We start from the raw sequence: 7,760 nt of genomic DNA, 5'->3' as shown, positions 1-7,760 counted from the left end.
ATGAGCTTACATATATTAAACATTTTAAAAGAACTACATCAAAACGGAGCTAAACTAGAAGTTAACGAAGGTTCTCTTAAACTAAAAGCAACAAAACCTGTAGATAAAAATTTAATCTTACAGCTAAAAGAACATAAAACTGAGATTATAGCATATCTCGAAAAACGCCAATCAAAAGCAAATAAAAACAACTTAGTTAAAATAACCCATCAAGAGCTAACGGAAGGAGCTAAAATTCCATTATCATTTAGTCAAGAAAGACTGTGGTTTTTAGATCAATTGCATGGTAGTATTGAATACCATATGCCTTTCCTTTTACGTTTGGAAGGTGATTTAAATAGTAATGCCCTTGAACAATCTTTACAAGAGATTGTTTCAAGGCATGAATCTTTAAGAACAACTCTTTTATCAGACGATGGAATACCTTATCAAAAGATAAACTCAGTCCGTAATTGGAATTTACAGCATGTTAAAGTCACTGAAAACACTATAGACGAAAACATTGAAAAGTTTACAAAAGTTCCTTTCGATCTTTCTAAAGACTACATGTTTAAAGCTTATTTGTTTGAATTAAATGAAAATAATTTTGTACTACTTTGCATGTTTCATCACATTGCCGCAGATGCGTGGTCTACAGGTATTTTCACAAATGAATTCACTACTCTATACCGTCGTTTTTCTCAAAACCTAGAAAGCAACCTTCCTAAGTTAGAGATACAATATTCTGATTACTCCTTATGGTTAAAAGCACATGTTGAAGGTACTATTTTAGAGAAACAATTAAATTATTGGAAAGAAAAACTAAACGGAGTTCATAACTTATTACTTCCTACTGATTATCCTCGACCTGCTATTCAAAGTAAAAAAGGAGCCAGCGTTAAATTGAAAATAGATAAAAAAGTAAGCTCCGATATTTCAAAACTTTGCCAACAGCAAGATGTAACCCTATTTATCTTTTTACTTTCTTCGTTTAAGATGTTGATGAGTCGATATAGCAATCAAAAAGACATCTGTATCGGAAGCCCAATAGCTAATCGGACTCAAGCAGAACTTGAAGGGCTCATTGGTTTTTTTGTAAACACTTTAGCTTTCCGAAGTAATTTGGAAGGAAACCCTAAGTTTATAGATTTTCTTCAATCTGTAAAACAAACTACTCTTGATGGATATGATCATCAATTAGTTCCTTTTGATAAAGTAGTTGATAGTGTTTCTAATAAAAGAGATTTAAGTATGTCTCCTTTGTTTCAGGTAATGCTTGTTGTGAATAATACTCCCGATGACTCAAAAGAAATAGAACTAGAAAACCTTAAGATTTCAGGTCATGCGATTAAAAAAGAGAGTTCTAAATTTGATTTAGTACTAGAAATCAGTGAATCTAACAATCAATTATCATTGAGCATGGAGTATTGTACTGATCTTTTCAAAGAATCAACAGCACAACAGATACTCAACAGTTTTGAAATTCTTTTAACAAACATTACTCAAAACATTGAAGAAAGAATAGATCAGATCAATATTTTAAATCAAGAAGAGGAAACACTTTTATTGCATAAATTCAATAATGACACTAAAGAGTATCTTAATCATAAAACAGTTTTAGAGCTCTTTAAAGAACAAGTTCACAAAACTCCAAATGCCATTGCTCTCGTATTTGAAAATAAAAAGCTAACATACCAAGAACTGGATTATCAATCTGACATAGTTGCTAGTTTTTTAGTGGAAAAAGGAATACAAATTAACGACAAGATTGGAATCTGTATCGAGCGTTCTTCGGAAATGATTCTTGGAGTTTTAGCGATCCTTAAAACAGGTGCCGCATATGTACCTATTGACCCTGAATATCCTCAGAATAGAATCGATCACATGATTGAAGACTCTGGAATTCAATTGTTGCTAACCAATGAAAAATATCAAAACTCCCTATCTAATAAAGCAATTGAACTTATTTTATTAGATAAAGATTGGGCAACTATTACGGTAACCCCAAATAAAGATTTACCTGAGGTTACAGAAAACCAATTAGCTTATATTATTTACACCTCTGGTTCTACAGGCAAACCAAAAGGTGTGCTTATGCCTCATAAATCCCTTTTTAATCTTATCAGCTTTCAAAAAGAAGCAAATATTCCTGGGAATAGAGTAACCCAATTTACAAGCATAAGTTTTGATGTATCATTTCAAGAAATATTTTTCACCTTAACACAAGGTAAAGAGTTATATATTGTATCAGCAGAACTCAAAAAAGACGCTTTTGCCTTAAAAGATTATATCAGAGAAAATTTTATTGATACTATTTTTCTTCCAACATCCTTCTTTAACTTTTTTAGCTCTGAAGGCTATTTTGAGAAATTAACATCAGTAAAAAACATTTTTGTGGCTGGTGAACAATTAAAAATGACTCCAGATGTTATTAACTATTTAAAGAAAAGTGATGTTACTCTGCACAATCATTATGGTCCAAGTGAAGCCCATGTTGTAACAACACATGAGTTAAGCTATAAAAACAATAATTTAGACGAAAAAACTTCTTTTATTGGTTTCCCAGTTACCAATAATCAAATCTACATCTTAGATGCTTACCAACAATTAGTTCCTAAAGGAGTTCCCGGTGAACTCTGCATTGGTGGGAAACAGTTAGCTAACGGATATCTAAACAAACCTGATTTAACAGCAGAAAAATTTATCGAACACCCATTTAAAACTGGTGAGAAAATCTATCGTACGGGTGATTTAGCCAAATGGTCTTCAGATGGAAACATTATTTTCTTAGGAAGAATTGATAACCAAGTAAAAGTAAGAGGATACAGAATTGAACTTGGGGAAATAGAAAACGCATTGATTTCCTTAGAGAATGTTATTGAATGTTGTGTTCTTGCGAAAAAAGATGATCAAGAAAACAATCGTTTAGTAGGATACATTGTATCTCAAAATCAATTCAACAAAGAACAAGTTCAAAACCAACTCAAAAAACTTCTACCAGACTACATGGTTCCATCAATTTGGGTTCCTCTTGAAACAATGCCATTGACGCAAAACGGGAAAATAGACAAAAAAACACTTCCAGAACCTGATACTTCCTTACTTTCTTTAACTACTTATATTGCTCCAGAGAGTAAACTAGAAAAGCAATTAGCTTCCATTTGGTCAAAATTATTAAAAGTTGAAAAAATTGGTGTTAATGATAACTTTTTTGAATTAGGAGGACACAGCCTGCTGGCCACACGTTTGGCTTCAATTATTAGAAAAGAGATACAAATAGAGATTGCTATTAAAGATATTTTTCAACATCCAACCATAGCGCTATTAGTTGAACATATATCAAACCAAGACACGCAAACTTTACTACCTCCAGTACTAAAAATTGAAGAACGTCCTGCATACATTCCACTTTCTTTTAGTCAGGAACGATTATGGTTTATTGATAAATTTAAAGGTAGTGTAGAATATGATATGCCAATGATTCTTGAGTTAACGGGGAATGTTCAACCTTCTCTTCTTGAAAAAACACTCAAGTTAATTATTGCTCGTCACGAAATATTACGAACCATGTTACTATCCAATGATGGCTATGGTTTTCAAAAAATAGTTTCAGAAAAAAATTGGAAATTAGATCAAGAAACAATTAACAAAAATGAACGAGTTAACGAACAAGTTAAAGCATTTGTTTCTTCACCTTTTGACTTAGCCAAAGATTATAAAGTAAAGGCTAAGCTATTCAAAGTTTCAGAGCAAAACTTTGTGTTTGCCTGTGTTTTCCATCACATTGTTGGAGATGGATGGTCTAAAGATATTTTCTTGAATGAATTCAGTACCATATATAAAGCTTTAAGCATAGGAGAACAACCTGAATTACCTGTTTTATCAATCCAATATGCTGATTATGCTATCTGGCAACGTGAATTTGTTTCAGGAAAAATACTTGAAAACCAGCTAGACTATTGGCAACAAAAACTACAAGCAGTTCCTAATATTACACTTCCGTTAGATTTTACCAGACCCTCTATACAAAGTAGTGCTGGAAATAGTGTTCATCAGAAGTTATCTCCTGAATTAAGCCTTTCTTTAAATACTATTTGCAAAGCAGAAGGTGTTACGTTATTCATGCTTTTACTTTCGGCCTTTAAAGTATTGTTAAGCAGATGGAGCAATCAACAGGATATTTGTGTGGGAACTCCAATTGCAAACAGAACTCAAGCAGAGCTTGAAGGAATGATTGGGTTCTTCGTTAACACCTTAGCTTTAAGAAGTGATTTAAGTAAAGACATAAGTTTTAAAGAATTTTTAAACTCAGTTAAAAACACAACTCTTGAAGCCTATGACAACCAATTAGCTCCTTTTGAAAAAATAGTTGATCGTGTTTTAAATGAAAGAGACTTGAGTACTTCTCCATTATTCCAGGTTGCTTTTGTTTTGCAAAATACACCAGAAGAATCTGAAGGACTTAATTTAAATGATATTAAAATTTCACCATTTGGAACTAATAGTGAAAGTGCCAAATTTGATTTAACTTTAAGCACTTACGAAAAGGGTAATAATATTCATTTAGGAATTAATTATCGTACCGAATTATTTGAGGAGACCACTATTCAACGATTGTTAAATGGATATATACAACTCTTAAAAAACATCGTAAATAATATCGAAGTTTCTATCCATAAACTTTCAATTTTAACACTGGAAGAAAAAGAGTTAACCTTAACTACTTTTAACAGTTTTGACAAAATTTTTCCAGAAAATTTTACACTTCACGGATACTTTTCAAAAATAGCACAAGAATATCCAAATAATATAGCTTTAGTTTTTGAGAATAATCAACTTACCTACAAAGAACTTGATGAGAAGTCGAACCAGTTGGCTAACTTCTTAAATGAGAACTATCTTATTGAACATGAAGAACTCATTAATATTATATTAGAACGAAGTGATTGGTTCATCGTCTCAATTCTTGCTATTGTAAAAATAGGAGCGGCATATATTCCTATTGACACAAACTATCCTGAGGAAAGAAAAGCCTATATAAAAGAAGATTCAAAATCGAAAATCACTATTGATATCAGACTAATAAATGAGTTCAGTAAAGAATGTAATAAGTATAGCAAATTAGCCCCTGAAATAAACACTCTCCCATCAAACCTTGCTTATATAATTTATACATCTGGAAGTACAGGAAGACCCAAAGGAGTTATGATTGAGCATAAATCCGTTCTTAACACTTTGTTTTCTTTTATTGATATTTTGAAAATTACACATACAGATCGTTTACTTCAATTTTCAACCTTCTCTTTTGACGCTTCCATATTAGAAGCCTTTGTTACCCTACTAAGTGGAAGTACTTTGCATATTTATAAAGAAAGTGAAAAATCGAATGTTGAGTACTTAAGAAATTACATTGCCGACAACAACATTTCTATAGTAAAGCTTCCTCCTGCTTTTGTACAACTTTTATCTGTTGATGATATTAAAGGAGCAAAAACTCTCGTTACTGGTGGTGAAACTATACCCTATGACGTAGCGAAAAAATTTGCTAAACATTATAACTATTTTAATGCGTATGGACCTACTGAAACAAGTATTTCAGCTACCATTTTAAGAAGTTCTTTAACAAATAGAATTACCATTGGACAACCAATACATAATACTAAAATTTACATTACAGATGACCACTTTAATCTTCTTCCAATAGGTGTTATTGGAGAATTATGTATTGGGGGTATAGGTGTTGGTAGAGGTTATTTAAATAATAAAAGTTTAACCAACCAAAAGTTTGTGGTTAATCCGTTTGATAAAACTGGAAAAACGAAGCTTTACAAATCAGGAGACCTTGCTAGATGGTTACCTGACGGAACCATTGAGTTTATAGGACGAAAAGACGATCAAGTTAAAATTAGAGGCTACAGGATAGAATTAGGCGAAGTTGAACATCATGTAAGTCAAATAAAAGAAGTTAAGCAAGCCGTTGTTTTGGCCCAAAAAACCAATCAAGGTATCAATCAACTTATTTGTTATCTGACTACAGAAAATGGATTTAATGAACAAAGTATTAGAGAAGAATTACAAGCTACTTTACCTAGTTTTATGGTTCCTTCAACATTTATTCCAATTAATCAATTTCCTTTAACGAACAATAAAAAAGTCGACAAAAAAGCATTATTAGATATTGAAGTTTTAAATACTTCTACAGATTCTTATATTGCTCCAAGAAATAAAACTGAAGAGCAACTTACAAAAGTATGGATAGACGTTTTAAATCTAGATAAAATAGGGATTCATGATAACTTCTTCGAAATTGGAGGTAATTCAATTTTGGCAATTCGCCTTGTAGCGAAACTTCAAGAATATTTTAAGCTTGAAATTAATGATTTATTTAAGTTTCCTACAATTGCTCAGTTGTCAGAGAATGTAAGTTACTCAAAAGATTTCTTTAAAAACAAAATTCAATATCGTATCACCCAATTAAGAGAGTTAGAGAATCAAAAAGAGGTGAACAAAAAGTCTAAAAAATTAGAACAACAAAAACTTATTGCAGAGAAAATTTATACAGAAAAGCAGGAATATCTTTCAAAGATTAATGAGTTAGATACAATAAACACTCAAAAAGAAACAACTTACAACAATATATTACTCCTTGGATCAACAGGTTATTTAGGAATAAATCTTCTTAGGAATCTATTGCTTCAAAGTTCGTCAAAAGTAACAACAATTGTAAGAGCAGAAAATAATGAATCTGCTTGGGTAAGATTGTCTGAGTTGTTCAGGTTTTATTTTGATGAAAAATTACCAAACACTGAAAACCTAGTTGTTTTTGCAGGAGATATCTCGAAACCATTATTTGGAATTGATGCTCCTCTTTATGAGCAACTAACACAATCCATTGATGGAATTATTAATGCTGCCGCCAACGCTAAGCACTATGGAAGCTTAGAAAGCTTTCAAAAAGTCAATGTATACCCAATTGAAACTATGATTTCTTTTGCTTTTCAAGGAATTTCAAAAGTAATACATCACGTATCCACATTAAGTATTTCCGGCTTTAAGAATGTAAATTCACAAGACTCCTCTTTATTGTTTACAGAGAAAGAAACCAACAAGAACCAAAACCACAATAATCTTTATACAAAGAGTAAATTAGAAGGTGATACACTCCTAGATCAAGCAAGACGAAAAGGGATAAAAGCAAATATTTATCGGGTAGGAAATCTAAGTTTCAATAGTACTAATGGAAGTTTTCAAAAGAACATTGAAGACAATGCTTTTTATAATCGAATAAAATCATTCCTAGCAGTTGAAGCTATGCCTGTATCACAACAAAAGATGGAGATTTCATGTATTGACAAGGTAGCCGAAGCTATTTTGTTATTATTCAATAAAAAGGAATTGTTCAATAGAAACTTCCATATTAGAAATACACATTTGTTGGATAGCAACAAATTTGCAGATTTAGCAAATAAAAATGGTTATTCGATTACCCTTGAAAAAATGAGTGATTTCTTTGAAAACCTATTGGGTCAATACAATGAAAAGAAAGAACTTATCAATCGTTTCCTTTTACACTCTAATGCCTTTGATGCAGAAGTTTCTAATGTTATTCCTTATCAAGTATGCAGTGAACAAACGGATTACCTTCTTAAGAAATTAGGTTTTATTTGGAATGAAATAGATGAACTACAAATAAAACGAATGCTCGACTATGGAGAAAAAATTAATTTCTGGTATCGTTTTAAGAATACTGAAGAATTAGAAATGGTTTAACCATAAAAAAA

General features: G+C 31.5%; 1 protein-coding gene. It reads left to right on the top strand.

The genetic code is table 11. The annotated features are described in order from the left end of the window. On the top strand, positions 1-7,749 hold the full coding sequence (locus ACKTTV_RS01540) for an amino acid adenylation domain-containing protein (RefSeq protein WP_408029039.1): 7,749 nt from the start codon (positions 1-3) through the stop codon (positions 7,747-7,749). The last annotated feature ends 11 nt before the right edge of the window (positions 7,750-7,760 follow it).

The sequence above is a fragment of the Tenacibaculum xiamenense genome (genome assembly GCF_964513065.1).
Lineage (GTDB): Bacteria > Bacteroidota > Bacteroidia > Flavobacteriales > Flavobacteriaceae > Polaribacter > Polaribacter xiamenense.
This window is presented reverse-complemented; position numbering and strand designations above follow the sequence as displayed.

Coding starts and splice junctions, on each gene's coding strand:
- ACKTTV_RS01540 (WP_408029039.1), top strand. CDS start 1: ATGAGCTTACATATATTAAACATTTTAAAAGAACTACATCAAAACGGA.